Annotated in this window: 26 protein-coding genes, 1 tRNA gene and 1 pseudogene; 11 read left to right on the forward strand and 17 right to left on the reverse strand. The window is 70.0% G+C overall.

Annotated features, from left to right (window positions below):
- From treY to JWN68_RS18310, 3 genes are all read right to left on the reverse strand, one after another.
- Positions 1 to 1,675, reverse strand: a 1,675-nt coding sequence (treY, locus tag JWN68_RS18300; protein ID WP_297741630.1) for a malto-oligosyltrehalose synthase, incomplete at its 3' end; no start/stop codon positions are given.
- 20 nt (positions 1,676 to 1,695) lie between these two features.
- Complete coding sequence (gene glgX, locus JWN68_RS18305) at positions 1,696 to 3,915, reverse strand: glycogen debranching protein GlgX (RefSeq protein WP_297741632.1); 2,220 nt, start codon at positions 3,913 to 3,915, stop codon at positions 1,696 to 1,698.
- A 107-nt stretch (positions 3,916 to 4,022) separates the two neighbouring features.
- Positions 4,023 to 4,922, reverse strand: coding sequence for a M15 family metallopeptidase (locus JWN68_RS18310; protein ID WP_297741634.1), 900 nt, complete (start codon positions 4,920 to 4,922; stop codon positions 4,023 to 4,025).
- 69 nt (positions 4,923 to 4,991) lie between these two features.
- Here JWN68_RS18310 and JWN68_RS18315 point away from each other — a divergent pair, with 69 nt between their 5' ends.
- Both JWN68_RS18315 and JWN68_RS18320 read left to right on the forward strand, forming a co-directional pair.
- Positions 4,992 to 6,137 carry an acyl-CoA dehydrogenase family protein gene (locus tag JWN68_RS18315; protein ID WP_297741636.1) on the forward strand — a complete coding sequence of 382 codons (1,146 nt, stop codon included), beginning with the start codon at positions 4,992 to 4,994 and terminating at the stop codon, positions 6,135 to 6,137.
- 74 nt (positions 6,138 to 6,211) lie between these two features.
- Entirely contained in the window at positions 6,212 to 6,505 is a 294-nt protein-coding gene (locus JWN68_RS18320; protein ID WP_297741638.1) for a DUF4333 domain-containing protein, read from the forward strand.
- 4 nt (positions 6,506 to 6,509) lie between these two features.
- Here the strand turns inward: JWN68_RS18320 and JWN68_RS18325 are convergent, their stop codons facing one another.
- Positions 6,510 to 8,297 (reverse strand): HAMP domain-containing sensor histidine kinase, encoded by a 1,788-nt coding sequence (locus JWN68_RS18325; RefSeq protein WP_297741640.1) that lies wholly within the window; start codon positions 8,295 to 8,297, stop codon positions 6,510 to 6,512.
- Between the two features lie 92 nt (positions 8,298 to 8,389).
- Here JWN68_RS18325 and thpR point away from each other — a divergent pair, with 92 nt between their 5' ends.
- Together thpR and JWN68_RS18335 are read left to right on the forward strand one after the other, a co-directional pair.
- Positions 8,390 to 8,950 carry an RNA 2',3'-cyclic phosphodiesterase gene (thpR, locus tag JWN68_RS18330; RefSeq protein ID WP_297741642.1) on the forward strand — a complete coding sequence of 187 codons (561 nt, stop codon included), beginning with the start codon at positions 8,390 to 8,392 and terminating at the stop codon, positions 8,948 to 8,950.
- A gap of 90 nt (positions 8,951 to 9,040) precedes the next feature.
- Positions 9,041 to 9,778 (forward strand): VIT family protein, encoded by a 738-nt coding sequence (locus tag JWN68_RS18335; protein ID WP_297741644.1) that lies wholly within the window; start codon positions 9,041 to 9,043, stop codon positions 9,776 to 9,778.
- Between the two features lie 6 nt (positions 9,779 to 9,784).
- Here JWN68_RS18335 and JWN68_RS18340 read toward each other — a convergent pair whose 3' ends face one another.
- The 3 genes and pseudogenes from JWN68_RS18340 to JWN68_RS18350 all read right to left on the reverse strand — a co-directional run bounded on the left by JWN68_RS18340 (position 9,785) and on the right by JWN68_RS18350 (position 10,473).
- The gene (locus JWN68_RS18340; protein ID WP_297741680.1) at positions 9,785 to 9,919 is read right to left on the reverse strand and encodes a hypothetical protein; all 135 of its coding nucleotides are present in this window, start codon (positions 9,917 to 9,919) and stop codon (positions 9,785 to 9,787) included.
- A gap of 82 nt (positions 9,920 to 10,001) precedes the next feature.
- Positions 10,002 to 10,073: pseudogene (locus JWN68_RS18345) on the reverse strand (hypothetical protein); the annotation flags it as partial.
- 34 nt (positions 10,074 to 10,107) lie between these two features.
- Positions 10,108 to 10,473: a hypothetical protein gene (locus JWN68_RS18350; protein WP_297741646.1), complete on the reverse strand. Its 366-nt coding sequence runs from the start codon at positions 10,471 to 10,473 to the stop codon at positions 10,108 to 10,110.
- Between the two features lie 265 nt (positions 10,474 to 10,738).
- Here JWN68_RS18350 and JWN68_RS18355 point away from each other — a divergent pair, with 265 nt between their 5' ends.
- Positions 10,739 to 11,248 carry a carbohydrate ABC transporter permease gene (locus JWN68_RS18355; protein ID WP_297741648.1) on the forward strand — a complete coding sequence of 170 codons (510 nt, stop codon included), beginning with the start codon at positions 10,739 to 10,741 and terminating at the stop codon, positions 11,246 to 11,248.
- 181 nt (positions 11,249 to 11,429) lie between these two features.
- On the opposite strand, the gene pntB is transcribed toward JWN68_RS18355, so the two are convergent.
- The 3 genes from pntB to upp form a co-directional block, all read right to left on the reverse strand.
- Complete coding sequence (pntB, locus tag JWN68_RS18360; RefSeq protein WP_297741650.1) at positions 11,430 to 12,884, reverse strand: Re/Si-specific NAD(P)(+) transhydrogenase subunit beta; 1,455 nt, start codon at positions 12,882 to 12,884, stop codon at positions 11,430 to 11,432.
- A 6-nt stretch (positions 12,885 to 12,890) separates the two neighbouring features.
- Complete coding sequence (locus JWN68_RS18365) at positions 12,891 to 14,429, reverse strand: Re/Si-specific NAD(P)(+) transhydrogenase subunit alpha (protein WP_297741652.1); 1,539 nt, start codon at positions 14,427 to 14,429, stop codon at positions 12,891 to 12,893.
- Positions 14,430 to 14,532: 103 nt separating this feature from the next.
- Positions 14,533 to 15,174 (reverse strand): uracil phosphoribosyltransferase, encoded by a 642-nt coding sequence (gene upp, locus JWN68_RS18370; protein WP_297741654.1) that lies wholly within the window; start codon positions 15,172 to 15,174, stop codon positions 14,533 to 14,535.
- An 82-nt stretch (positions 15,175 to 15,256) separates the two neighbouring features.
- Between upp and JWN68_RS18375 the strand changes: the two genes are divergently transcribed.
- From JWN68_RS18375 to JWN68_RS18390, 4 genes are all read left to right on the forward strand, one after another.
- On the forward strand, positions 15,257 to 15,763 hold the full coding sequence (locus JWN68_RS18375) for a tRNA adenosine deaminase-associated protein (protein ID WP_366519837.1): 507 nt from the start codon (positions 15,257 to 15,259) through the stop codon (positions 15,761 to 15,763).
- The gene (locus JWN68_RS18380) at positions 15,760 to 16,227 is read left to right on the forward strand and encodes a nucleoside deaminase (protein ID WP_297741656.1); all 468 of its coding nucleotides are present in this window, start codon (positions 15,760 to 15,762) and stop codon (positions 16,225 to 16,227) included. The genes JWN68_RS18375 and JWN68_RS18380 overlap by 4 nt, the downstream gene beginning before the upstream one ends.
- A gap of 32 nt (positions 16,228 to 16,259) precedes the next feature.
- Positions 16,260 to 16,349 (forward strand) — tRNA-Ser (locus tag JWN68_RS18385).
- 183 nt (positions 16,350 to 16,532) lie between these two features.
- Complete coding sequence (locus JWN68_RS18390; protein WP_297741658.1) at positions 16,533 to 17,336, forward strand: aminoglycoside phosphotransferase family protein; 804 nt, start codon at positions 16,533 to 16,535, stop codon at positions 17,334 to 17,336.
- Positions 17,337 to 17,700: 364 nt separating this feature from the next.
- Here JWN68_RS18390 and JWN68_RS18395 read toward each other — a convergent pair whose 3' ends face one another.
- Positions 17,701 to 18,000 (reverse strand): hypothetical protein, encoded by a 300-nt coding sequence (locus JWN68_RS18395; RefSeq protein WP_297741660.1) that lies wholly within the window; start codon positions 17,998 to 18,000, stop codon positions 17,701 to 17,703.
- Positions 18,001 to 18,053: 53 nt separating this feature from the next.
- On the reverse strand, positions 18,054 to 19,559 hold the full coding sequence (locus JWN68_RS18400) for a SulP family inorganic anion transporter (RefSeq protein WP_297741662.1): 1,506 nt from the start codon (positions 19,557 to 19,559) through the stop codon (positions 18,054 to 18,056).
- 184 nt (positions 19,560 to 19,743) lie between these two features.
- Here JWN68_RS18400 and JWN68_RS18405 point away from each other — a divergent pair, with 184 nt between their 5' ends.
- Together JWN68_RS18405 and JWN68_RS18410 are read left to right on the forward strand one after the other, a co-directional pair.
- The gene (locus JWN68_RS18405; RefSeq protein WP_297741664.1) at positions 19,744 to 20,232 is read left to right on the forward strand and encodes a MerR family transcriptional regulator; all 489 of its coding nucleotides are present in this window, start codon (positions 19,744 to 19,746) and stop codon (positions 20,230 to 20,232) included.
- A gap of 68 nt (positions 20,233 to 20,300) precedes the next feature.
- Positions 20,301 to 20,735: a VOC family protein gene (locus tag JWN68_RS18410; RefSeq protein WP_297741666.1), complete on the forward strand. Its 435-nt coding sequence runs from the start codon at positions 20,301 to 20,303 to the stop codon at positions 20,733 to 20,735.
- A 9-nt stretch (positions 20,736 to 20,744) separates the two neighbouring features.
- On the opposite strand, the gene JWN68_RS18415 is transcribed toward JWN68_RS18410, so the two are convergent.
- The 5 genes from JWN68_RS18415 to JWN68_RS18435 are packed head-to-tail and all read right to left on the reverse strand — an operon-like array spanning position 20,745 to position 25,798.
- Positions 20,745 to 21,533, reverse strand: coding sequence for a glucosamine-6-phosphate deaminase (locus JWN68_RS18415; RefSeq protein ID WP_297741668.1), 789 nt, complete (start codon positions 21,531 to 21,533; stop codon positions 20,745 to 20,747).
- A complete protein-coding gene (locus JWN68_RS18420) occupies positions 21,533 to 22,636 on the reverse strand; it encodes an amidohydrolase family protein (protein ID WP_297741670.1) in 1,104 nt (367 codons plus the stop codon). Before JWN68_RS18420 ends, JWN68_RS18415 begins: the two co-directional genes overlap by 1 nt.
- Positions 22,637 to 22,644: 8 nt before the next feature.
- Positions 22,645 to 23,556: an ROK family protein gene (locus JWN68_RS18425; RefSeq protein ID WP_297741672.1), complete on the reverse strand. Its 912-nt coding sequence runs from the start codon at positions 23,554 to 23,556 to the stop codon at positions 22,645 to 22,647.
- Positions 23,544 to 24,962, reverse strand: coding sequence for a glycoside hydrolase family 3 N-terminal domain-containing protein (locus tag JWN68_RS18430; RefSeq protein ID WP_297741674.1), 1,419 nt, complete (start codon positions 24,960 to 24,962; stop codon positions 23,544 to 23,546). The genes JWN68_RS18425 and JWN68_RS18430 overlap by 13 nt, the downstream gene beginning before the upstream one ends.
- Complete coding sequence (locus JWN68_RS18435; protein ID WP_297741676.1) at positions 24,959 to 25,798, reverse strand: carbohydrate ABC transporter permease; 840 nt, start codon at positions 25,796 to 25,798, stop codon at positions 24,959 to 24,961. Before JWN68_RS18435 ends, JWN68_RS18430 begins: the two co-directional genes overlap by 4 nt.
- Positions 25,799 to 25,889 lie beyond the last annotated feature (91 nt).

The raw sequence follows: 25,889 nt of genomic DNA on the forward strand, positions 1-25,889 counted from the left end.
ACCCGTGCAGCCGCTCGCGGAGGTCGAGGTCGAGACCGCGGGCGGGCCACGCGCCGAGGATCGCCTGCCACAGAAGGTTGCCGAAGCCGGCGTCCGGGAGCGGGACGAGACCCAGCAACCGGTCGAGGGACTGCTCCCACACGTCGGGGACTTCGGCCAGCGCGGTGATCCGCGCGCGCACGTCCTCGCCGCGCTTGGTGTCGTGGGTCGACAGCGCGGTCATGGCGTGCGGCCAGTTCTGCTGCCGGGCCGCCATGGCCTCGTGCCACTCGTCGGCGGTGACCGAGAAGATGGAGGGGTCGGCACCGACCTCGTTGAGCGAGGTCAGCCGCGACCAGCGGTAGAAGGAACAGTCCTCGACACCCTTCGCCATCACCATGCCCGAGGTCTGCTGGAAGCGCAGGGCCGGTGGTTGCGTGGGGTCGGCGAGGACCGGGAGCAGCACGTCGAGGGTGCCGGCCAGCTCCGGACGGTGCCGGCGCGCGAGCTCGAACGCCTGGTCCAGGTGCTCGCGACCGCCGGGCAGGTAGGAGCGATAGACCGGGAAGCAGGCCAACAGCTCGGCGACCGCGTCCTCGACGTCTGCTGGTGCGTCGGCCACCACCGAACGGCTCAGCGTCACCCGGAGCTCGCGCCCGATGCGCAGCACCTCGGAGCGCAGGATCCCGTCCGCCGCCGCGCGCTTGTTGTCGTGGACCATCAAGGCCCAGTCGACGGGGCCGTCGCGGAGCCGCTCGTCCAGCGCACCGAGCGGGCCGGCGGCGGCCGGGTCGGTGAGCACCCGGTCGATGAGCGCCAACGCGTCATAGCCCGTGGTGCCCTCCGTCGCCCACTCCTGGGGGAGCTCCTCGCCGGGCTCGACGATCTTCTCGACGAGGACGTAGGCGTCGCCGGTCAGCTGGGCCAGGTCGAGGAGGTATCCCTCGGGGTCGCGCAGCCCGTCGGGGTGGTCAACCCGGAGACCGTCGACGAGACCCTCGGTGAACCAGCGCCCGATCTCGTCGTGCGAGCGGGCGAACCACTCCCGCTCCTCGACCCGGATCGCGGCGAGGGTGTTGACGGCGAAGAAGCGGCGATAGTTGAGTCCGGCGTCAGCGACCCGCCACGACACCAGCTCATAGTGCTGACGAGCGTGGACGTCCTGTACGTCGAGACCTGGGTCAGCGCTCCCGGGAGCCAGCGGGAAGGCGTGGTCGTGGTAGCGCAGCTGCCCGGCCTCGACGCGGAGGTTGTCGATCGTCCCGTCGTCCCCCAGGTCGTCGTCGCCGACGACCGGGATGCGCAGCCGGCCGCCACCTGCGGGCCAGTCGATGTCGAACGCGTCGGCATACTCCGAGCCCTGCCCGTGCGTGAGGACCGACCACCACCAGACGTTGTCGCTCGGCGTGGCGACGCCGACGTGGTTGGGCACGATGTCGACGAGCACGCCCATCCCGAGCCGGTGCGCCTCGGCCGAGACGGCCGACAACCCCGACACGCCACCACGCGCGGCGTCGATCCGGCCGTGGTCGGACACGTCGTAGCCGTGGTTGCTGTCCTTCTCCGCCGCGAGCAGCGGCGAGAGGTAGACCCAGTCCACGCCCAGGTCGTGCAGGTACGGCAGCACCTCGGCCGCCGCATGCAGGTCGAAGTCCTTGTTGATCTGGAGGCGGTAGGTGCTGACGGGCGTACGCATCGTGGTGTCTCCGAAAGGGTTCAGTCTTGGTCGGTCGGCTTGTCGTTGCGGTGCCGGAGGTCCGCGGCTGGCGTGTTGTCGTCGTGCCCGGTGTCGGCGAGAGAAGCGAGCGAGGCGGCGACCGAGTGGTCGGGTTCCTCCTCGGGCTCCGCGTGCTCGCGAAGGACGACGAGGCTGTGGGTGGTCAGGCTGAGAGTCGCCCCGGCTTCGAGGGTGGTCGCCGTGTCGGCCGAGCCGCCGGTGTCGATCACCACGTCCCAGGCCGCGGCGTATTCGTCGGGCGGGAGGGTCACGTCGGCCGGGCCGTCGGCGTTGAAGTAGAGCAGGAAGTGGTCGTCGGTGATGGCGTTGCCGCGCGCGTCCTTCCCGGCGATGCCGTCGCCGTTGAGGTACATCCCGATCGCCTTGGAGCCCTCCCAGTCGCCGTCCTCCATCGGCTGGCCGTCGAGCGCCAGCCAGACGATGTCGTTGAGGCGGGTGCCGTCACCGGTGCGCACGGTGCGGCCGGTGAAGAACCGCTTGCGGTGGAACGTGGGGTGGCTGGCGCGGAGCTTGGCCACCGCGGAGGTGAACTCGATGAGCGGCTTGTCGGCGCGGTCCCAGTGCATCCAGGCGATCTCGGAGTCCTGGGCGTAGGTGTTGTTGTTGCCGTTCTGGGTCCGGCTCATCTCGTCGCCGTGGAGCAGCATCGGCACGCCCTGGCTGAGCAGCAGCGTGGCCAGGAAGTTGCGCTGCTCACGGGCCCGGGCCTCGAGGGTCTCGGGGTCGTCGGTAGGTCCCTCGACGCCGTGGTTCCAGGAGCGGTTGTGGCTCTCGCCGTCGTTGTTGTCCTCGCCGTTGGCGTCGTTGTGCTTCTCGTTGTAGGACACGAGGTCGCGGAGTGTGAAGCCGTCGTGCGCGGTGACGAAGTTGATGCTGGCGAACGGCCGACGGCCCGAGTGCTCGTAGAGGTCGGAGGAGCCGGAGAGTCGCGAGGCGAACTCCCCGAGCGAGGGCTCACCACGCCAGAAGTCGCGGACCGTGTCGCGGTAGGCGCCGTTCCACTCGGTCCACTGCGGCGGGAAGTTGCCGACCTGGTAGCCGCCGGGACCCACGTCCCACGGCTCGGCGATCAGCTTCACCTGGCTCACGATCGGGTCCTGCTGCACGAGCTCGAAGAAGGTTGCGAGGCGGTCGACGTCGTAGAACTCGCGTGCCAGTGCTGCCGCGAGGTCGAAACGGAAGCCGTCGACGTGCATCTCGGTCACCCAGTAGCGCAACGAGTCCATGATCAGCTGCAGCGAGTGAGGGTGGCGCACGTTGAGGGTGTTCCCCGTGCCGGTGTAGTCCATGTAGTACTGCTGGTCGTCCTCGACCAGTCGGTAGTAGGCCGGGTTGTCGATGCCCTTGAAGCTCAGGGTCGGACCGAGGTGGTTGCCCTCGGCCGTGTGGTTGTAGACCACGTCGAGGATGACCTCGATGCCCGCAGCGTGCATCGCCTTGACCATCGCCTTGAACTCCTGCACCTGCTGGCCGTGCTCGCGGTTGGCGGCGTAGTCGGCGTGCGGCGCGAAGAAGCCGAGCGTGTTGTAGCCCCAGTAGTTGCGCAGTCCCTGGTCGAGCAGCGTGGAGTCCTGGACGAACTGGTGCACCGGCATCAGCTCGATCGCGGTGACACCGAGCTTCGCGAGGTGCTCGGTGACGGCGGGGTGCGCGAGGCCGGCGTAGGTCCCGCGCTCCTCCTCCGGGATGTCGGGGTGCAGCTGGGTCAAGCCCTTGACGTGAGCCTCGTAGATGAAGGACTCGTTGTAGGGGATGTTGAGCCGGCGGTCGCCCTCCCAGTCGAAGAACGGCGTGATGACGACGCTCTTCTGCATGTTCTGAGCCGAGTCATCGTCGTTCCTCGAGTCCGGGTCGCCGAAGTTGTAGCCGAACAACGACTGGTCCCACTCGATCTCGCCGCTGGTCGCCTTGGCGTAGGGATCCATGAGCAGCTTGTTGGGGTTGCACCGCAGCCCCTGCGCCGGGTCCCACGGGCCGTGCACGCGATAGCCGTAGCGCTGGCCGGGCTGCACGGTCGGCAGGTAGCAGTGCCAGACGTAGGCGTCGACCTCGCTGACCTCGACGCGCGTCTCGGTGCCGTCCTCGTCGAAGAGGCAGAGCTCGACGCGCTCCGCGATCTCGCTGAAGAGAGCGAAGTTGGTGCCGCTTCCGTCGAAGGTCGCGCCGAGGGGGTAGGACTGTCCGGGCCAGATCTGCAAGAGAGGTCTCCTTGATTTTGGATCGTTCAAAGCCTAACGGCTCTCGTGCCGTGCACCCCATTCTCGTCCCATGCGGGGCACCCCTGCGGGTGCATGGCGGGCGTGCGCTAGCGACCGTTCTGGCTGAAGTGCTGGTAGTCCTTGGCGGTGTTCCAGTACCCGCCCCACTCCCAGCCGATCCGCGCGAAGGCGTCGATCACCGGGCCGGCAGCGACGACCATGCCGGGTCGGACGGCATCCCTGCGCAGGTAGGCGCTGGCGAGCTCGGGCAGCACGACCTCCCCCTTCTGATAGGGGTTCTGGAAGGTGTTGACGTCGATGGCCAGGCCGTAGGCGTGCTGGGAGAAGTAGCTGGCGCCGGTGGCCGGCCGGCACACGAACGATCCCGTGCCGTTGCCGTCACCGGTGGGTGGGGCGTCCGGGTCGTAGGAACGCACGATCACCACCTGCTCCTGGGGGAGACGCTCCCGGTAGAGCGTCCGGAACACCTGCACGACGTCGTCGGCCACGACCCGGTGGACGAGCAGCTCGCCGGTGTGCCGCTGGGCGTCGAAGCCCCAGAAGGTGAGTCGTAGCCAGGCGAGGTCGGTGGCCCCGACCGGGCAACCCCGCTGCCAGGTCGAGCGGCTGATGACCCGGCGCGGTGCGGGCGAGACGACCCTGGCCGCGAACCCCTTCCCGTCGAGCATCGGCACGGTGTCGAGCCGGGTCCACCGACGCTGGCGCAGCGCTGGGGGCGTCGGCCGCACTTCGCCGTACCCCGTGCTGGTCCGCGGCAGCTCACGCCTCCCCAGCCAGCTCGGTGGACTGGAGCCGAAGCCGGTGGCGGGACACGTCAGGGTCCCGTCGGTGCGGGTCTCGACGCACTCGCGCGGGGGCTGGCTGCTGGGCCCCGGGCCGGCCGCGAAGGGTTCAGCAGCCGACCGGGCCGAGTCCTCGGCGTCACCCCCGCAGGCAGCGGTCGACGCAGCCATGGCAAGAGTCAGGGCGGCGAGGGCCCCTGTCATCCTCGTCATCCTGGTCACATCTGCACGCTAACCCGCGACGCGGTGGTGACTCGCCAGTAACATAGCGCCATGAGCCGTGAGATCTACGACGAGGACCACGAGGCGTTCCGCGCCTCCGTCAAGGAGTTCCTGGACCGCGAGGTCGTCCCGCACATGGACGACTACGCAGCGTCGCACGGGCTCGCTCGGGAGTTCTGGCTGGCAGCCGGCAAGCAGGGGTTCCTCGGCCTCGAGATCCCTGAGCAGTACGGCGGCTCCGAAGCCGGCGACTACCGCTTCAACGCGGTGCTCACCGAGGAGCTCGCCAAGATCAACATGACCCTGCCGAGCTGTGTCGGCATCCACGCCGACATCGTCGCGCCGTACCTCGTTCACCTGACCACCGAGGAGCAGAAGCAGCGCTGGCTGCCGCGGTTCTGCTCGGGTGAGCTGCTCACCGCGATCGGCATGACCGAGCCGGGCGGCGGCTCCGACCTCGCCAGCCTGACGACCACCGCGGTCCGCGACGGGGACGACTGGATCATCAACGGCTCCAAGACCTTCATCACCAACGGCGGCAGCGCAGACCTCGTGGTCGTCGCCGCCCGCACCAGCCCGGAGAAGAAGGCCAAGGGCATCTCGCTCTTCGGCGTCGACACCACCCTGCCGGGGTTCTCGGTGGGGCGAGTGCTCGACAAGGTCGGGCAGGACGAGTCCGACACGGCCGAGCTCGCCTTCGAGGACGTGCGGGTCAGCAACGACGACCTGATCGGTCCGCTGGACACCGGCTTCATCTCGATGATGCAGTTCCTGCCGCAGGAGCGCCTCGGCTCGGCGATCACCAACCTCGCCCACGCCGCACAGATCCTCGAGGAGACCATCCAGTACGCCAAGGACCGCAAGGCCTTCGGCCAGCCGATCGGGAGCTTCCAGCACAACGCGTTCCTGATGGCTGAGCTCGTCACGCAGGTCGAGGTCACGCAGGCGTACGTCGACCTGTGCGTCCTCAAGCACACGCGCGGGCAGCTCACGGCCGTCGACGCCGCCAAGGCGAAGTGGTGGACCTCCCAGGTGCAGAACGACGTGCTCGACCACTGCGTCCAGCTCCACGGCGGCTACGGCTACATGAACGAATATCGTGTCGCCCGAGCCTGGCGTGATGCCCGCGTGTCGAAGATCTGGGCCGGGTCCAACGAGATCATGAAGATGCTCATCGGCCGTGACCTCGGCTTCTGAGCGTTCCGAGGACGGCACGCACAGAACGCTGTAGGTTCGCCGGACACTCTCGGATGACGCTTGAAGGAGAGAACATGCAGCGATTGCTGATGGGCCCGGCTGTGTTGCTCACGATGGTCGCCCTCACCGCATGCGGCGCGAACGTGGTGGAGCAGGCGGACGTGGAGAAGAGCGTGAGTGACGTGCTCACCGAGCAGGTCGGTACGGCGCCTGACGCCATCGACTGCCCGGGCGACCTCGAAGCGGAGGTCGGGAAGACCATGCGTTGCACCCTGACCGCCGGTGAGGACGAGCTCGGCCTCACCGTGACGGTCACCGAGGTGGACGGCACCGACATCAACTACGACGTCGAGGTCGACTCGGAGTGACGCCCTAGACCTCCCGGGACTTCTTGGCGGCGGGCAGCGTCACGGTGAACGTGCTGCCCCCGCCGAGCTCGGAATCCACGTCGACCCGCCCTTCGTGTCGACCCACGATGCGGGCCACGATCGCCAGACCCAGACCAGTGCCGAGGCGTTGGCGCGCGACGGGATCGAGGGACCGGAAGAACTCGTCGAACAGGTGCGACCGGTCGCGCCTCGACACGCCGGGCCCGTGGTCGCTGCACCTGAAGACGACCTGGTCCACCTCGCGTCGCAGCGTCAGGTCGACCACACCGTGGCGATGGGAGTACTTCACGGCGTTGCTGAGCAGGTTGGCGAGCATCTGGCGAAGCTCCTCGGGATCGCCGTGGACGACCACGTCGTCGTCCACCTCGCTCCGGATGGTCACCTTGTGCTCGGCGGCGCGAGCCGCTTCGTCTCCGATGACCGTGGCCAGCACGTCGCCCAGGTGCACCGGCACCCTGCCGACCGGCGTCTCGGGGTTGCCGATACGGCCCACGAGCAGGAGGTCTCGGACCACGGTGTCGAGCCGGGTGGCGCTGAGCGTCAGCGCCTGGAGCGACGCGGAGGCCGAGGCGGGCACGCCTGGGAGCTGGTCCAGCAGCTCCACGTGACCGGCGATCACCCCGATAGGGCTCTTGAGCTCGTGAGCGACCGTGGCGATGAGCTGACGGCGGTAGTCGTCGAGCTGCTGGAGCTCGCTGATGAGCTGATGCTCCCGCTCGTGCGCCCTGGTGCTGAGGAGCGCGCGGCCGAGGTCATGACCGACGCCGAGTGCCGAGAGGCTCTCGTTCTCGGTCCAGCGGTCGCGGCCGTCGCGCACGATCACGAGCATCCCCATCGCCTCGTGGCCGGCGCCGATCGGCACCACGATCAGCTCCTTGGCCGACACGTCGCCGAGGTAGCCGCCCAGCGCGACCCGGTGGTGGCGGTGCAGCTCCTCGTCGCCCCACACGTGGTCGGGTTCGACCACGATGACGGTGCGTGAGCCCCAGGCGCGACGGGTGGCCGCTTCGAGTGCGGAGATCAGGTCGACACCCAGCCCGGCGGCCTCGGCCTCGCCGGTGGAGTCGTCGTAGAGGTGGACCACCGCCCCTGAGGCGCGGAAGCCCGCCACCAACCGCGGGTTGACGACCTCCAGGAACTCGCTCTGGCCGAGGCGACCCGACGCTGCCCGGACGATCTCGCGGGCGGTGTCGTCCAGCCTCGCGTAGCGGGTCAGCTCCTCCCGGTCCACCGCCGTGATCACCGCCTGGAGCAGCAGCTCGAGGTCGTCCGCAATCTGTGCCAGGCCCTCGGGAGACGGGCGGATGCCGTCGACCGGCTCGTCGAGGTGGAAGAGCGCGCGGGTCCTGCCGGTGCTGTCGGTGAGGTGGGCCATGAGCATGTCCAGGGACCGCCACCGCCACGGGTCGTCGGTCTTGGGAAGCTCAGGGACGTAGCCGTAGCCGCGGACCGCCTCCTGCAGGTCGGGGGCCATGTCCTCCTCCCGGAGGAAGACGAACTTGCCGTAGGCCGTGCCCTCACGAAGGACCCGTCGCGCGAGGGCGAGGGAGAAGCTGCCGCCCGCTGTCGGATCACCCTCGGGCCCGCCCGAGAACGCCACGGCCTCGAGGAAGCCGTCGGGACGCAGCACGTCGAGCGAGGCGACCTTGAAGCCTGCTCGCCGGCGCGCGTCGAAGCAGATGCGGCCCAGCTCGGCGCCCGCCTCCGGCCCTCCCCAGCTGCTGTTGCGGACGTGCTGGGGCAACGGCGTGAGCCATTGATCCCCGTCCATGACCCTCCAGGATCCGTAGTTGAGGACACAGTGCCAAGGTTTCGGCGTAATTAGGTGGAAAGTTCAGGATATTTACCCGTAGGGATGACCTCATGACGCGCATGTTCGTGGCGGTGATCCCGCCGGAGCCCATCACCGACGACCTCGACGAGTTCCTGTCCGTACGCCGCAGTGCCGCCGGTCCCGACGAGGGCTGGCGCTGGACCCTGCCCGACCAGTGGCACCTCACGCTGGCCTTCTTCGAGAGCGTGCCTGACCGGTCCTACGACGAGCTCTGCGAACGACTCCACGCCGCCGCGGAGAAGCACGCGCCCCGCGAGTCCAGGATCGTCGGCGGAGGCGCCTTCCCGGACCCGGACCGGGCACGCGTCGTCTTCGCCGGGCTCGAGGACTCGTTCGGCGAGCTGTCCCGCGCGGCTCGGAGCGCGGCGTCGGTGGCCGGCCTGGCGGTCGACGGCCAGCGGTTCCGACCCCACCTGACGCTCGCGCGGCTCGGCCGGCCGACCAACGTGACGAGATGGATCAGGGTTCTCGACGCCTACGCCGGCCCGTCGTGGACGGTCACCGAGCTCGCTCTCGTGGAGTCGCACCTGGGCGTGGGGCCGGGACGTCGGCCTCGCTACGAGGTGCGGGAGACCTTCCCGCTCGGTTAGGCGCTCGTGCGCCCCCCAGCACAGCCTCACCTTCCTTGCGAGGACGACGACGTCGAGGAACGCTGTTGCCATGAGCGAGCGAGGCGAGTCATGAAGATCGGCACCGACACCGAGCCCCGGCACTGGCACGACCAGCTCGACGCGGCGAGCGGCAACCGGCTCAACGCGCTGCGGGCGGCCGTCCTCGGCGCCAACGACGGCATCGTGTCCACCGCCGGCATCGTGATGGGCGTGGCCGGCGCCACCAGCGACCGCTCGGCGCTGTTGATCGCCGGTGTGGCCGGTCTCGTGGCGGGCGCGATGAGCATGGGCACCGGCGAATACGTCTCGGTCAGCACGCAGCGCGACTCCGAGCGCTCGATCCTGCGGTTCGAGGCCGCGGAGCTGGCGGCGATGCCGGAGACCGAGCAGCGCGAGCTCGCGCGCATGTATGAGGCGAAGGGCCTCGACACCGACCTGGCCGCCCAGGTGGCGGCTCAGCTCACGCAGCACGACGCCCTGGCCGCGCACGCCGACATCGAGTTCGGCATCGACCCCGACGCGCTGACCAACCCGTGGCACGCAGCGTGGGCGTCGATGATCTCCTTCACCCTCGGAGCGCTGCTGCCACTGTTCTGCGTCCTCCTGGTGCCGGCGGGTGCTCGCATCGCCGTCACGGTCCTTGCGGTCGCCGTGGCCCTGGCCCTCACCGGGTTCATCAGCGCCCGGCTCAGCCTCAGCCCGCGCCTGCGTGCGATCGCTCGCAACGTGCTCGGCGGCATGCTGGCGATGGGCGTGACCTACGCGATCGGTTCCTTCGTCGGCTCGTTCATCGGCGGGATCGCCTGACAGGACCTACGACTCCGCTCGCGTCGGAGCATGGCCGGTCGATGCGCGCAGCACCAGGTCCGGCTTGAACAGGTAGTCGTGGCTCGGCAGCGGCTGGCCGCCGATCGCCGAGCACAGCGCGTCGACGGCCTGCATGGCCATGTCCCCGACAGGCTGCCGCAGGGTCGTCGGGCACGGAGAGCCCGGCGTCGCGGACGGCTCGGATCGCACCCAGCGCCATCATGTCGGAGCCGCAGACGATGGCGGTCGCGCCGCGTTCGATGAGGACGCGCGCGGCCGCGGCACCGCCCTCCACCGTGAACAACCCCTCGGCGATCCAGCCCCGGGCCTCACGCTCCGAGAGGGCCCAGCTCGTCGCGCAGGGCCTCGACGAAGCCCTCCCGCTTGTGGTGCGAGGGCACGAAGCGCGCCGGGCCGATCGCCAGCCCGATGGTGCGGCGTCCGAGGTGTGAGAGGTGCGTCACCGCGATGCGCGCGGCCCGGTCGTCGGTGGAGAAGAAGGGGGCGGACAGGCCTTCGACGTACCCGTTGATGAACACGACCGGCATGCGCCGCTCGATCAGCGCGCGGTAGCGATCGTAGTCCGCGCCGCCGTCGGCGTGCTTGCCGGAGACGAAGACGATGCCGGCGACGCCGTGGTCGAGCAGTGACTCGACGTATTCGTCCTCGGAGCCGCCGCCCGGGGACTGGCGCACAGGACCGGGGTGAACCGGCGGCGGGCGAGCCCGTCCTCGATCACCTGGGCGAAGGCGGGGAAGATCGGGTTCTCGAGCTCGGGGACGACGAGCCCGACGAGCCCGGCACTGCGCCGGCGCAGCTCACGCGGTCGTTCGTAGCCGAGGACGTCGTGGGCGAAGACGACCGACTGGCGGGTGGAGTCGCTGACCCCGGGCTTCGAGTTGAGCACGCGGGACACGGTCGCCTCACTGACACCGGCCTCAGCAGCGAACGCGGCCTCACGTGGGTCTTCTGATCACCCAGATGTTCTCGGTGGCGATCCTGATCGTGCCGATCTACACGATCATGGCCAACCTGGGGCTCATCAACACCAAGGCCTCGCTGATGATCGCCTACTGCACCGTGGCCGTGCCGTTCTGCGCCTGGATGCTCCGCTGCTACTTCGACACCATTCCCCGCGAGCTCGACGAGGCCGCGGCGCTCGATGGACTGGGACCGTTCGGCACGTTCTATCGGGTGGTCCTGCCGCTGGCACGCCTGGGCCTAGCCGTGACGGCGTTCTACACATTCCTCACCGCCTGGGGTGAGGTCGCCTACGCGATCGCCTTCATGCAGTCCGGCGACAACCTGACCCTCGGGGCCGGGCTCCAGCAGTTCGTCCCGCAGTTCAACCCCCAGTGGCACCTGCTCACGGCAGGATCCGTGCTCATCCTGATCCCCGGGGCCCTGGTCTTCTTCTTCGCCCAGCGGCACCTCGTCGCCGGCCTGACCGCCGGTGGGACCAAGGGCTAGAGAACGCCGAGCGCGCGCCATAGCCGAGGGCCTCAGGGGTTTGCTGGTCCCCCGGTTAGCCGGGGGATTGGAAGGTTCCCGCGGGTTGCAACACGTGTGAACATTCGATTCCCCCGGCTAGCCGGGGGAATCGACCAGCGCCGAGCAGGGCCGAGCATGGCCCGGCGCAGACTTCCCTCACTCAGCCGAGGGCGCGGACGATGTCCTCGACGCGGTCCTTGGCGTCACCGAAGAGCATCCTCGAGTTGTCCTTGAAGAACAGCGGGTTCTGGACACCCGCATAGCCGGTGGCCATCGACCGCTTGAACACGATGACGTCCTTGGCGTGCCACACCTCGAGCACCGGCATGCCCGCGATCGGCGAGCCCGGCTCCTCCAGGGCGGCCGGGTTGACGGTGTCGTTGGCGCCGATGACGAGGACGACGTCGGTCTCGGGGAAGTCGGCGTTGATCTCGTCCATCTCCAGCACGATGTCGTACGGCACCTTGGCCTCGGCGAGCAGCACGTTCATGTGGCCGGGGAGTCGGCCGGCGACCGGGTGGATGCCGAACCGCACCTCGACGCCCTTCTCGCGGAGCTTTCGGGTCATCTCCGCCACGGGGTACTGCGCCTGGGCGACTGCCATGCCGTAACCGGGCGTGATCACCACCGACTTCGCGTCGGCGAGCAGCTCGGCGACCTCGTCGGGCTGGACCTCGCGGTGCTCGCCGTAGTCTCGCGCCTCGCCGGTGACCGCGCCGTCGGAGCCGAAGCCCCCGGCGATGACGCTGACGAACGAGCGGTTCATCGCCTTGCACATGATGTAGCTGAGGATCGCACCGGACGACCCCACCAGCGAGCCGACGATGATGAGCAGGTCGTTGCTGAGCATGAAGCCGGCAGCGGCCGCGGCCCAGCCGGAGTAGGAGTTGAGCATCGACACGACGACCGGCATGTCGCCGCCGCCGATCGCCGCCACGAGGTGGAAGCCGAGCAGCAGGGCCAGCGCCGTCATCGCGATCAGGGGCACGAGGCCGAGGTCGCCCTCGACCGGCACGAACCACGCGAGCAGCAACGCGGACGCGACGAGGATCGCCAGGTAGAGCAGGTGTCGCCCGGGGAGCGCCAGCGGGGTCGACTTCATCATCGCGCTGAGCTTGAGGTAGGCCACGATCGAACCGGTGAACGTCACCGCCCCGATGAAGACCCCGAGGAACACCTCGACGTCGTGGATGGTGCCGAGCGAGCCGTCGAGGTGGCCTTCGCCGTGGCTGGTCTCGAGGTAGGAGTTGAAGCCGACCAGCACGGCAGCGAGGCCGACGAAGCTGTGCAGGATCGCCACCAGCTCGGGCATGCCGGTCATCTCGACCGTCCGCGCGCGCCAGGCGCCGATGACCGCGCCGACGGCCATGGCCACCGCGATCAGCACCAGCGTCACAGCGAGCGGGCGCTGGTCGCCGTACTCGCTGTTGCGAGCAGCCAGGACGAGCGTGGCGACGAGCGCGAGGCCCATGCCGGCCATGCCGAAGGTGTTGCCGCGGCGCGCGGTCTCGTGCTTCGACAGCCCGCCGAGGGCGAGGATGAAGAGGATCGCGGCGAGGATGTAGGCGGCCTGGATGAGGCCGGGCAGCCGCTCGGAGGTCAGGAAGTCGCTCATGGGCGGTCAGTCCTTCCGGAACATCTGGAGCATGCGAGCGGTCACCAGGAAGCCACCGAAGATGTTGATGCTGGCGACGAGCACCGCGACCAGCGCCAGGACGGTGACCGCGAGGTTGTCGCTGCCGACCTGCAGGATCCCGCCGACCAGGATGATCCCGGAGATGGCATTGGTCTCGGCCATCAACGGCGTGTGCAGGGCGTGGGCGACGTTGGAGATGACGTAGTAGCCGACGAAGATCGCCAGCGCGAAGACGGTGAAGTGGCCCAGGAAGTCAGGGGGTGCGTAGGCCGCGGCCAGCGCGAACAGGACCGCACCGAGGGCCGCCGCGACGAGCTTGCGGCTCGGGTCGACCGGCTTCTTCTCCACCGGCTCGGGGCGGGCGACCGGAGCAGCCGCCGCAGGGCCGGCGCTCACCGGCACCGGCGGGGGCGGCCACAGGGACTCGCCGTCCTGCGTCACCGTGATCCCGCGCTGGACCACGTCGTCGTGGTTGAGCACGAGCTGGCCGTCCTTGCCGGGCGTGAGCAGCTTGAAGAGGTTGACGACGTTCGTGCCGTACAGCTGACTCGTCTGCGCGGCGAGGCGACTGGCCAGGTCGGTGTAGCCGAGGATGGTGACGAGGTTGTCGGTCACGACCCGCTCGTCGGCCTGGGTGAGCGCGACGTTGCCGCCGTTGGCCGCGGCCATGTCGACGATGACCGAGCCGGTCTTCATCTGGGCGATCGTCTCGGCGGTGATCAGCTGCGGGGCGGGGCGGCCGGGGATCAGCGCGGTGGTGATGACGATGTCGGCGTTGCGCGCCTCCTCGTCATACATCGCAGCGGTCGCCGCCTCCTGCTCCGCCGTCATCTCCTTGGCGTAGCCGTCGGAAGACGCAGCGGCCTCCATGGCTGGATCGTTCAGCGTGACGAACTCCCCGCCCATCGAGGCCACCTGCTCCGCGACCTCGGGGCGTACGTCGAAGGCGCGGACGACGGCGCCCATGGACCCGGCGGCACCGATGGCCGCCAGCCCGGCGACCCCGGCGCCGACCACGAAGACGCGCGCCGGCGGCACCTTGCCGGCGGCGGTCACCTGACCGGTGAACTGACGCCCGAACTCGTGCGCCGCCTCGATCACGGCGCGGTAGCCCGCGACGTTGGCCATGGAGGACAGGACATCCATCGCCTGCGCCCGCGAGATGCGGGGGACTGCGTCCATGGCGAGGGCAGTCACGCGCTGTGCCTGGAGCTGCTCGATCAGCTTGGGGCTGCGCCCCGGGGCCATCAGCGAGATGATCGTCGCGCCCTGCTGGAGCCGCCAGATCTCGTCGGCGTCGGGAGCGTTGACCTTGATGACGATGTCGCTGGCCCACACCTCGTCGGCATCGGCGACCCTGATGCCAGCCTCGATGAAGGCCGCGTCGGTCTGGTCGGCGGCGACGCCCGCACCGGACTCCACCACGACGTCGTAGCCCAACGCGACGAGCTGGGCAGCGGTGACGGTGGTGGCGGCCACGAGGGTTTCGCCCGGACGGGACTCGCGAGGGATGCCGATGCGCACAGTTGCCTCCTTGGGGGCGGCTGGACTGTCGCGAAACCTACACGTGCCCGATCCGAGGTTGACGCAGTCTCAGGTGGTGTTGGTCACGCCGGGCTCGCGTCGATCACTGGGCCAAGCCGTAGAGCCGGTCGCCGGCATCGCCCAGACCGGGCACGATGTAGCCCTTCTCGTTGAGCCGCTCGTCCTGCGCCGCGGTGACGATCGTGACGGGAACGTCGAGACCCTCGAGCCCGGCCTCCAGGTTCGCCAGCCCCTCCGGGGCGACGAGCAGGCAGATCGCGGTGATGTCGTCGGCACCGCGGTCGACGAGGAAGCGGATGGCGGCCGCGAGCGTGCCTCCGGTCGCCAGCATCGGGTCGAGCACGTAGCACTGGCGTCCCGACAGGTCGTCGGGGAGGCGTTCGGCGTACGTCGAAGCGGCGAGCGTCTCCTCGTTGCGCACCATGCCCAGGAACCCGACCTCGGCCGTCGGCATCAGCCGCATCATGCCGTCGAGCATGCCCAGACCGGCGCGCAGGATCGGGACCACCAGCGGCTTGGGGGTGGCGAGCTTGACGCCCGTCGCGGGCGCGACCGGGGTGACGATGCTGGTCTCGACGACCCGGACGTCACGGGTGGCCTCGTAGGCCAGGAGGGTCACGAGCTCGTCGGTCAACCGGCGAAACGTCGGCGAGTCGGTGTCGACATCACGCAGCGTGGTGAGCTTGTGGGAGACGAGCGGGTGGTCGACGACGTTCGTGCGCATGACGGGAGCCTAGTGGGCGCAGGCGGAGCCTTTCCTCGGCGCGGTCGATCTGCGACGCTGGGGCAAGAAGGGAGGTGCTCTCGTGGACGGACTCACCATGGACGACCAGCTCGACAGCGTGGACTTCGCGCTGGCGGCCTACCGTGCCGACGGCGAGTGGCAGGTGCAGGACATCGCCTCGCCCGCCTTCGAGTCGGTGGAGGCCCTCGGCCACGCTCTGCGCCGCCTTCCCGAAGAAGCCGGGGCGGTTGCCCTGGTCGCGGTCGACGAGGACTTCTTCGTGATCGTGCGCGTGCAGGGGCCGTCCACCCGCGTGCTGCTCAGTGACATCACGGCCGCGGACGAGTGGGAGCTGGCGCAGTCCGCACTGACGTTCCTGGGGCTGCCCGTGTTCGGCGACCTGGACGACGAGGACGTCGCCCCCGCCGGGGATCTCTCGCTGCTCGCCGACCTCGGCATGGAGGCTATGGACCTGGCCGTGCTCATCGACGATGACGACCTCTACCCCGACGAGATGCTCTCGGAGGTGGCCCGCAGCCTGGGGTTCGGTGAGCTCTTCGACGACGCCGTCGGTCTCGCTCCTGCATGAGCCACCTCGACCCCTGGCACGAGCCGATGCGGCTCGCGCTCGCCGAGGCTCGCCTCGCGCTCGCCGCGGCCGACGTGCCGATCGGCGCGGTCGTCCTCTCCGCTGAGGGGTCCGTCATCGGGACCGGCCACAACGTCCGCGAGGCAGAGAGCGATCCCACCGGCCACGCGGAGGTCGTGGCTCTGCGAGCAGCAGCCCAGGCGGTCGGTGAGTGGCGGCTCGCCGGGTGCACGCTCGTCGTCACCCTGGAGCCGTGCACCATGTGTGCCGGCGCGGCCGTGCTCGCCCGGGTCGAGCGCATCGTCTTCGGAGCCTTCGACGACAAGGCCGGGGCGGTGGGTTCGCTGTGGGACGTCGTCCGCGACCGGCGGCTCAACCACCGCCCGGAGGTCGTGGCTGGTGTGCTGGCGCCGGAGTCGACCGCCCTGCTTGCCTCGTTCTTCGCCGAGCACCGCCCGATTTAGACCGGGGTCGGCGGTCCGGTAACCTCTCCGGCGGTGGCGTGTCCGAGCGGCCGAAGGTGCAACACTCGAAATGTTGTGTGGGGTCAAACCCACCGTGGGTTCAAATCCCACCGCCACCGCCATGTGATGTATCGCTGACATCCACATCGACAAGATCCGAACCCACGCCGGGTTTGGATCTTCGTCATTTCGGCGACTGCGTGGACCTGGAGTCAACTGTCGACACCAGGTCCACGCGGTCGCGACACCGCCTGACAGAGTGCGCCCATGAGCGGGGGGCAGATGGACGGAGTAGCGGCCGCGGCGTGTTGCCCAGCACGGCCGACGCCGTCGCAGCTTCCCTCGCGTGCGCTCGGGCGCTGGGGCTACCCGCCGACGATCCCGAGGTCATCGCCGAGGGTTTCAGCGTCCGGGTGCGGCTCCGCCCCGCACCAGTGGTCACCCGGGTCGTGACCCTCGGACGCGAGCTGCGCCCCGACCCGTTGCCATGGCTGCAACGTGAGGTGTCCGTCGCCCAGTTCCTCGCCAGGTCGGACGTGCCCATCGTCGCTCCCTGGGAAGACCCGGGGCCCCATGAGGCCGGCGGGCTGGAGGTCTCCCTGTGGCACTGGGCGGAGCACGATGCGAGCGGAGTGTCCGCCGCCGAGTTCGGTGCGATGCTGAGCCGGCTGCACGTCGCCCTTGCCGGATTCACCGGTGACCTGCCGCCCTTGGTCGGCCCTCTCACGGACATCGCCACGGCCATGACCGTCTCGTCCGACGAGACCCTGCACCGCGTTGCCGCCGAGCTGGTTCCACTGGCGCTGTCATGGCCACGCCGACCCCTGCACGGAGACGCTCACACGGGAAATGTGCTGATGACGCCGACCGGTCCGTTGTGGACCGACTTCGAGGACGTGTGCGTCGGACCCGTCGAGTGGGACCTGGCTTCCATGACGATCACCGATGACGCCCTCGCTGCGTACGACGGCCCCGTCGACCGGACCCGACTTGCCGAGTGCCGCGACCTACGGCGACTGCAGATCCTGGCCAGCCTCGTGGTGGGCGACTACGACGAGCCCGAGCTCTACAAGACCCTCGTCACGCGCCTCAACCAGCGCACTCCCTGAGGTCACTCGTCCTCGAACAGCCCGAGGATCAACCACGAGGGATCCGGGCGGAACGAGTCGTCCGCACCACCGTCAGCGGGGTGCGCGTAGTCGCAGCCGACCGTGCCGTAGCGCCACGTGATGGGGAGTTCCCCGGCTCCAGAAGGACCACGGAGGAACCTGGTCAAGAGCGGGCTCAGACGAATGGTCAGATGTGACCAGCCGCGTGGGGTCCTGTAATACCTCCCACGCAGCGGCGCCGGCGGGCTGACTGCCACGGGTCCGGCCCGTACCCGCGGCCCCCGGGGTAGCTCCGGGGTAGCTCGGGGTAGTTCAGTGTGAGTTCGTAGTCCGATCCGGGATTTCCTCACCAACTCGTACCTAACTACCGAGGCACGACTCGCGGCTTCCGCCCGAACTCCGCCAGCGGCCACGCTCCCAGTCCGGCACCACGATGGTCTGCACGTACCCACACCATGCCCATGCCGCCAGCGTCTCCCCAGGTCCACCCGCTGAACCTGCCCGCGAGGTCACCCGGCTCGTCGCGGACCTGCACGGTCCGCTCGGCAGCCGCAGCGGTCCCCGGTGTCGCCGCCCAATTGAACTCACTGAGGTGGTCGGAGAGCTGTTGGTCCGGGTCTGCGCCGGCGACCTCGATGACAGGACGCGGCCTCTCGATGCTCATCGCATGTGTCTCGCGGCCGCCGGGCGTGGGTCGACAACTCGCCCTTCGAGGTCTCAGTGCGAGGGCAAGGACCCACTGAGGCGCTCGTGCCGCTCCGCGCTCGAAGGGTTGAGACCGATGATCTCGACGGTCTTGCCCTTGCGGGCGTACTTGGTGGTGATGGCATCGAGGGAGGCGACGGTGGACGCGTCCCACACGTGCGACGCGTACAGGTCGATGACGACGTGGTCGGGGTCGTCGGCGTACTCGAACTGGGTGTAGAGGTCGTTGCTCGAGGCGAAGAACAGCGCGCCGGTGACGCGGTAGACCGCCGAGCGGGTGCCGTCGCGATTCTCGACGAGCTCGCGGTGGGTCTCGGTGAGGTGGGCAACCCGGCGGGCGAACAGCGTCATGGCGACGAGGACGCCCACGACGACACCGATGGCGAGGTTGTGACTGACCACGGTCACCGCGACGGTCACGGCCATCACGAGGGTCTCGGACTTCGGCATCCGGCGCAGGGTGGCCGGCCGGATGGAGTGCCAGTCGAAGGTCCCGACGGAGACCATGATCATCACCGCGACGAGCGCGGCCATCGGGATGAGCGCCACGAGGTCGCCGAACCCGACGACGAGGATCAGCAGGAACACCCCGGCCAGGAACGTGGAGATCCGGGTGCGGGCACCGGAGACCTTCACGTTGATCATCGTCTGGCCGATCATCGCGCAGCCGCCCATACCCCCGAAGAGGCCGGTGATGACGTTGGCGCCGCCCTGTCCCAGGGTCTCGCGGGTCTTGTCGGAGTGGGTGTCGGTGATGTCGTCGACGAGCTTGGCCGTCAACAGCGACTCGAGGATGCCGACCAGCGCCATGGCGAAGGCGAAGGGGGCGATGATCCGCAGCGTCTCGAAGGTCCACGGCACGTCCGGGATGAAGAGGCTCGGCAGGCTGTCGGGCAGCTCGCCCTCGTCCCCGACGTCGGGCACGGTCACTGCGGCGAGCAGCGTGAAGGCAGTCAGCGCGACGATGGCCACCAGCGGCGCCGGGACGACCGTGCTGATTCGCGGCAGGGCGACCATGATGGCGATGCCCACCGCGATCATCGGATAGACCAGCCACGGGACGTCGACGACGTGCGGCACCTGGGCGAGGAAGATCAAGATCGCCAGGGCGTTGACGAAGCCCACCATGACCGAGCGTGGGATGAAGCGCATCAACCGGGCGACTCCGACGATCCCGAGGACGATCTGGAACACCCCGGCGAGCAGGACTGTGGCGATGAGGTAGTCGAGGCCGTAGGTGCGGGCAACCGGAGCGATGACCAGCGCGATCGCGCCGGTGGCAGCCGAGATCATCGCCGGACGTCCGCCGAGGAAGGCGATGGAGACGGCCATCGTGAACGACGCGAACAGTCCGAGGCGCGGGTCGACGCCGGCGATGATCGAGAACGAGATCGCCTCGGGGATCAGGGCGAGCGCAACGACGAGGCCGGCGAGGACCTCCGTGCGCAGCATCCGAGGGGACCGCAGGGCGTTCCGGACGGTCAACTCCAGCGGGGCCGGTGATGCGGTCTGTGACACAGACACAGGGTGGTGCTCCGTTCGAGGCAAAGGGGATGTCGCCGGGCGCAGGTCACCCGGGGAGGACCATGCGGCCGACCGGGGGTACCCATCGCTGTGCCGTCCCACGCGGTGGGACTATCGGCAGGTGCACGCCGGCGTCGTCGCCAGCGGAAGTCTGAGCCGAACTCTACCCTGCCGTAACGTGAGAGTTGAGATCTCCGTCCGACGTGAGCGAGACCCCACCGTGACGACCAACAGCTCCACCTCGTCGAGCGACACGGCCGCCTCGACCCCCCCGACGCCAGCCCAGGGTGCGGTCATGCACATCGGCGAGGTGGCTGCCCGGACGGAGCTCTCGCTGCGCAGCCTGCGTCACTGGGAGGAGGTCGGCCTCCTCAAGCCCTCAGGCCGGACCGATGGCGGCTTCCGTCTCTACACCGCAGCCGACGTGGAGAAGATCCTCGTCATCCGCCGGATGAAACCGCTGGGCTTCACGCTCGACGAGATGAAGGCGGCCATGACCGACATCGAGACGCTCGCCGACGCGGGAGCCGACGCGGCGGCTCGGGACTCCGCCCGCGCTCGGCTCAGCGCCACCCAGCAGGATGCTGTCGTACGGCGCCAGAAGCTGGTCGTCCAGCTCGCCATGGCCGACGAGTTCCTCGACCTCATCAGCGACCGCCCCGTCTGAGCGGGCGGGTGGTCGGAGAACGGACAAACCAGGTGCGCCGCCGGACGAGCCCCTCCTAGGGTCGGCCCATGGGGTCAGTCAGGCAGGTCCAGGTCACCTTCGACTGCGCAGAGCCGGAGCGGGTCGCCCGCTTCTGGTGCCAGGTCCTCGGCTACGTCGTACCTCCCCCGCCGCCGGGGTTCGCCAGCTGGGACGAGTTCGACCATTCGCTGCCGGCTGACCGACAGGGGTCGGCCTTCGCCTGCGTCGATCCCACGGGCGTCGGCCCGCGGCTGTTCTTCCAACGGGTGCCCGAGGGCAAGGTCGCCAAGAACCGCCTCCACCTCGACGTGCGGGTCGGCACCGGCCTCGTGGGCGGCGAACGACTGGCCGCGCTGGAGGCCGAATGCGCCCGGCTGGTCCCGCTCGGCGCCGTACGCGTGCAGCTGCTGGAGGCCGACGAGGAGAACGAGTCGTGCCTGGTGATGCGGGACGTCGAGGGCAACGAGTTCTGTCTCGACTGAGGGGGCCACTCAGCTGTAGCGCTGCCACGGGGGCTTGGCCGCATGCACCTCGCGGTAGTGGTCGACGCGGCTCAGGCCTGCGGCGGCGGCCGCGTCGAGGAGGACCGTGCACCGTGGGTGCAGCTGGAGCACCGACGCCGGGCACGAGGCCGACAGCGCTCCCTCGATCGCCGTCGCCACGGCGGGCGCCTTCGACTCGCCGGTCGCGACCAGCAGGACGTGCCGGGCACGCAGGACCGTGCCGAGGCCCTGGGTCAGGACGTGTCGCGGGACGTCATCGAGTGAGTCGAAGAAGCGGGCGTTGTCGCGACGTGTCTGCTCGGTCAGCGTCTTGAGTCGCGTCGAGGAGGACAGCGAGGAGCCGGGCTCGTTGAAGGCGAGGTGCCCGTCGGTGCCGATCCCCACCACCTGCAGGTCGATCCCGCCCGCCGCCCTGATCGCGTCCTCGTAGCGCTCCCCCGCCTGCGGCAACCCGCTCGGTTCCGGATCGGGGCTCGCCACCTGCTTCCGCGCGATGCCGAGCGCGTCGGTGGCCTCGCGGAAGATGGTCTCGCGGTAGGTCTGGGGGTGGCCGGCCGGCAGGCCGATGTATTCGTCGAGGGTGAAGCATCGGACGGCGTCGTACGGCGGCGCGGTGCCCGCCGCGTGACGGCGCGCCAGCTCCCGGTAGGCCGGGACCGGGCTCGAGCCGGTCGCCAGTCCGAGCACGGCCGCGGGCGTACGCCGCACGAGCGACTCCACGATGTCGGCGGCCAGGCGTGCGAGGTCTTCACCGGTGTCGAGCGGGACGACCTCCATCACTGGGCCCGTGCGTCGTACGCCACGACCCCACCGACGACGGTCACGACCGGGGTGAGGTCGTCGTCGACCAAGGTGAGGTCGCCCCGCAGGCCGGCGGAGATCCGGCCGCGCGTGGCGTCGCCGACCAGGGCAGCGGGCGTGGTGGTCGCGGTCGCGACTGCCTCGTCGAGGCCGCAACCGGTGGCCGTTCGCAGCACGCGGAGGCAGGCCGGCAGCGAGGCGGCCGAACCGGCCAGGGTCCCGTCCGCGAGCCGCACGGTTCCGTCGGCGACGAAGACCTCCTGGTCCCCGAGCCTCGTCGCGCCGTCGGGCAGTCCGAGCGCAGCCGTCGTGTCGGAGACCGACAGGAACCGACCGGGGCCCAGGGTGCGCCAAGCCGTCCGCAGGAAGTCGTCGTGGACGTGGTGGCCGTCGCAGATCACGCCGGCGACGAGGTCGGGTCCGCCGAAGGCCGCGCCGACGGGTCCCGGTTCGCGGGCCAGCATCGGCGCCATCGCGTTGCCCAGGTGGGTGACGCACCGCGCACCAGCGGTGATCGCCGCCTCGACGTCGATGCTCCCGGCAACCGTGTGCCCGACCGACACGACGATGCCGCGTCCCGCCAGCGCCGCGATGACCTCGAGCGCCCCCGGCAGCTCGGGAGCGAGCGTGACCATGGTGACCCCCGCCTCTCGCGACCACCCCTCGACCAGGTCGAGGGACGGTGGACGCAGCCACTGCTCGGGATGGGCGCCGCGACGGTCGTGGGCGATCATGGGTCCCTCGAGGTGCAGGCCCAGGGGCAGGGCACCGACCCAGTCGGGCGGGGGCCCTGCGGACAGTGCTGCGAGTGCCCGGTTGCGGGCTCGCGGCTCCGAGGTGATCACCGTCGGCAGCCAGCCGGTGACGCCGTACGCCGCAAGCGCCGCACCCACCTCCCAGAGCCGCTCGGGCTGAGCCGTCACGTCGAGACCGGCGGCGCCGTTCACCTGGAGGTCGATGAGTCCGGGCAGCACCGTCAGGCCGGTGGCGTCCAGCACGGGACCCGGCGAGGACCCGCCGATGACCCCGCCGACGATGTCCACGTCGAGCGACCCCCCGCGGACCCGTATGTCGCTCATCGGTGAGCTCACCGTCCCAGCAGGGCCGCGCCGACCGCGGCGACGGGGTAGTTGGCCGGCACGACCCGGATCCGGCCGGCGAGGTCCAGTGACGTCAGGAACGGCGACCCTGCGGCCTGGTCGCGCAACGCCTGCTGGACGCCGGTCCGCAACGGCTCGCCCACCTGCGCGACACCGCCACCGAGGTAGATGCTCACCGGGTCGACGGTCAGGCTCAGCACCCGCGCCGCGCTGGCCACGCCCGCGCAGAGCCGGTCGCGGACCACGACGGCCGCGGCGTCCCCGCGTGCGGCCGCCGCGAACAACGCCGACGCGGCGGGGGCGTCCGGCGTCGGCCAGGCGCTCGCCAGCGCGGACCCGGAGGCGATGGTCTCGAGGCAGCCACGCTGGCCGCACTGGCAGGCGGCACCCAGCGGGTCGACCGACACGTGACCGACCTCCCCGGCGGCGCCGTGGGCGCCTCGGCGGAGTCGGCCGCCCAGGACGAGACCGGCCGCCAGCCCGGTGCCGATGCTGATGTAGGCGATGTCCTCCGCGTCGTCGAGCGCGCACGCGCCCAGGGCCGCGGCATTGACGTCGTTCTCCACGACCACGGCCAGGTCGAGCCGGTGCGAGAGCAGGTCACGCAGTCGCAGCCACTCGCCGTCGACACCGAGGTTGACGGCGTGCTTGACCGCACCGAGGTCGACGTCCACGAGCCCGGGCACCCCCACCCCGACGGTGCCCTGGAGCCTCTCGCCGGTCGCCTCCCGCAGGGCTGCGAAGACCCGAGTGGCGGTGTCGACCACCCCGTCCGCACCCAGGCGCGTCTGCTCGCGCACCTCGGCCACGATGGTGCCGTCCTGGGTGATCGCCACTCCGAGGGTCTTCGTGGCCCCGACGTCGAGCCCCACGTCCAGCTTCGCGCTCACCGCGTCCATCCCTTCTCGCGCAGCAGCGCTCTGACGGCACGTACGCCCGGGCCGGAGACCCCGCGCGTGCAGATCCTCGGCAACCCGCCGTCGTACGGTCCAGGCCAGCCCCATTCGACGACCACCGCCACCCGACGCGACTCCTGAACACGCCGGAGCAGCTGACCGACCTCGGGTCGTCGGTGGGCGTCGCGGACCTGGACGACAAGAGGACCGTCCCCGGGCAGGGCCAGGTCTCCGCGGCCCAGGACCTCATCGGGCGACAGGCCCCACGGCACGTCACCCACGGCGATGTTGGCCTCGGTGGCGACACTCAGCACCCGGGCGCCGGTCAGGTCGGGCAGCTCTGCCTCGATGACGAGCGCGCGGCGGGCGGCCTCGACCAGACGCTCCGCGTCGATGGCGTACGGCGCAGGCGCTGCCAGCCGGTCGACCATCACCGCGATGCGTGCGACCGCGTCCTCCAGCCTGCCGCGTGTCAGCCGCCCGGCACCGACCGCAGCCACGATGGCCGACTGGACCTCGCGGACGGAGGCAGCCGACCGGTCGGAGCCGAGGCAGAGGAGGTCGACCCCACTGACGAGGGCCTGGACGGCCGTCTCGGGGATCCCGCGTCCGGCGGAGGCGCCGGCCATGTCGAGCGCGTCGCTGACGATGACGCCCTGGAAGCCGACCTGTTCCCGTAGCAGGTCGAGCACCGGGGCGCTCAGGGTGGCCGGGGCACTGGGATCGACGACGGGCACCACGATGTGCGAGGTCATCACGGCGGCCACACCGCTCGTCACGGCAGCCTCGAACGGCACGAGCTCGCGCCCGGCGAGGGTCTCGCGGTCGGTCTCGAGCGTGGGCAGCGCGAGGTGGCTGTCGACCGCGGTGTCGCCGTGGCCGGGGAAGTGCTTCACGCACGCCGCGACACCGCTCTCCTGGAGCCCGCGAGCCCATGCGACCACGTGCCTGGCGACCAGGTCGGGCGTGGCGCCAAAGCTGCGGGTGCCGATGACGGGGTTGTCCGGGTTGGTGTTCACGTCAGCGACGGGCCCGAGGTCGAGTGTGATCCCGGAGGCGGCCAGCTCCGCTCCGACCGCCCGGCCGACGTCCTGGGTCAGCACGAGGTCGTCGACCGCACCCAGCACCGCGGCGCCCGGCACCGGGCTGAGGCCGGAGGCATGCAGCCGGGTGACGTCACCGCCCTCCTCGTCGACGGCGATGACCGCGCGTGGCGACGTCGCGCGGATCGCCGCCGTGAGCTCGGCCAGGGCATGGGGCCCGGCCGCGGTGTTGGCACCGAAGAGGCAGATGCCGCCCAGGCCGTCGGCGAGGAGCTCGCGCTGCTCGTCGGGCAGCGACGTGTCGGCGAAGGCGCCGACGAGGACCCGCAGCGCGAGCGTGTCCAGGTCGCTCGTCGAGTTCGTCATCCCTTCACCGCCCCGGCCGTGACGCCCTTGACCATCCGGCCCTGGACGACGAGGAAGAACACGATGACCGGGACCGCGATGAGGGTCGAGCCCGCCATGATCCCGCCCCAGTCCGTCCCTCGGTTGACGTCGGTGAAGGTGGAGAGCCACAACGGCAGGGTCCGGCGGTCCTCGCGGGTCATCACCACGAGGGCCAGCGTGAACTCGTTCCACGCCTGGATGAAGCCGAAGACACCAGTGGCCACCAGTCCGGGCGCGAGGAGCGGCAGGGTGATCCGGAAGAAGGCCTGCGTGCGGGTGCAGCCGTCGACCATCGCGGCTTCCTCCAGCTCGAAGGGGATCCCGGCCACGAAGCCGCGCAAGGTCCAGATCGTGAAGGGCAGCACGCCTGCGACGTACACCAGGGTCAGGCCCGCGACGGTGTTGAGCAGCTCGGCAGCCTCGAGCATCTTGTACTGGGAGATGAACAAGCCCTCCGCCGGGATCATCTGGATGACCAGCAGGGTGACGACGAACGACATCCGGCCGCGGAATCGGAAGCGGGAGACGGCCACCGCCGCGAGGAAGGCGAAGAGCAGCGCCACGACGATCGTGAGGGCGGTGACCGCCAGGCTGATCTTCAGCGAGTCGACGAACTGGTCGGTAGCGAAGACGGTGCGGTAGTTGTCGAGGCTGCCGCCGAACGGCACCCACGTCGGGGTCGGACTCCGGATCTCGTTGCGAGCGAGGAAGGAGCTGTTGATCATCCAGTAGACCGGGAATGTGGAGGCCAGGATCGCGAGGACGCCGATGCTGTTGGCCATGATCGTGGTCGGGCGGGACGCGGGACGAGCCATCTGCTCTCACCCTCCTGTCTGAGCATGGCCAGGATGTACGGCGCAGTGTGCACGACCGTGTGGGCGAGCTTTAAGACCGCCACGGCCGCAG

Source organism: Nocardioides sp., assembly GCF_025964975.1.
Taxonomy (GTDB): domain Bacteria; phylum Actinomycetota; class Actinomycetes; order Propionibacteriales; family Nocardioidaceae; genus Nocardioides.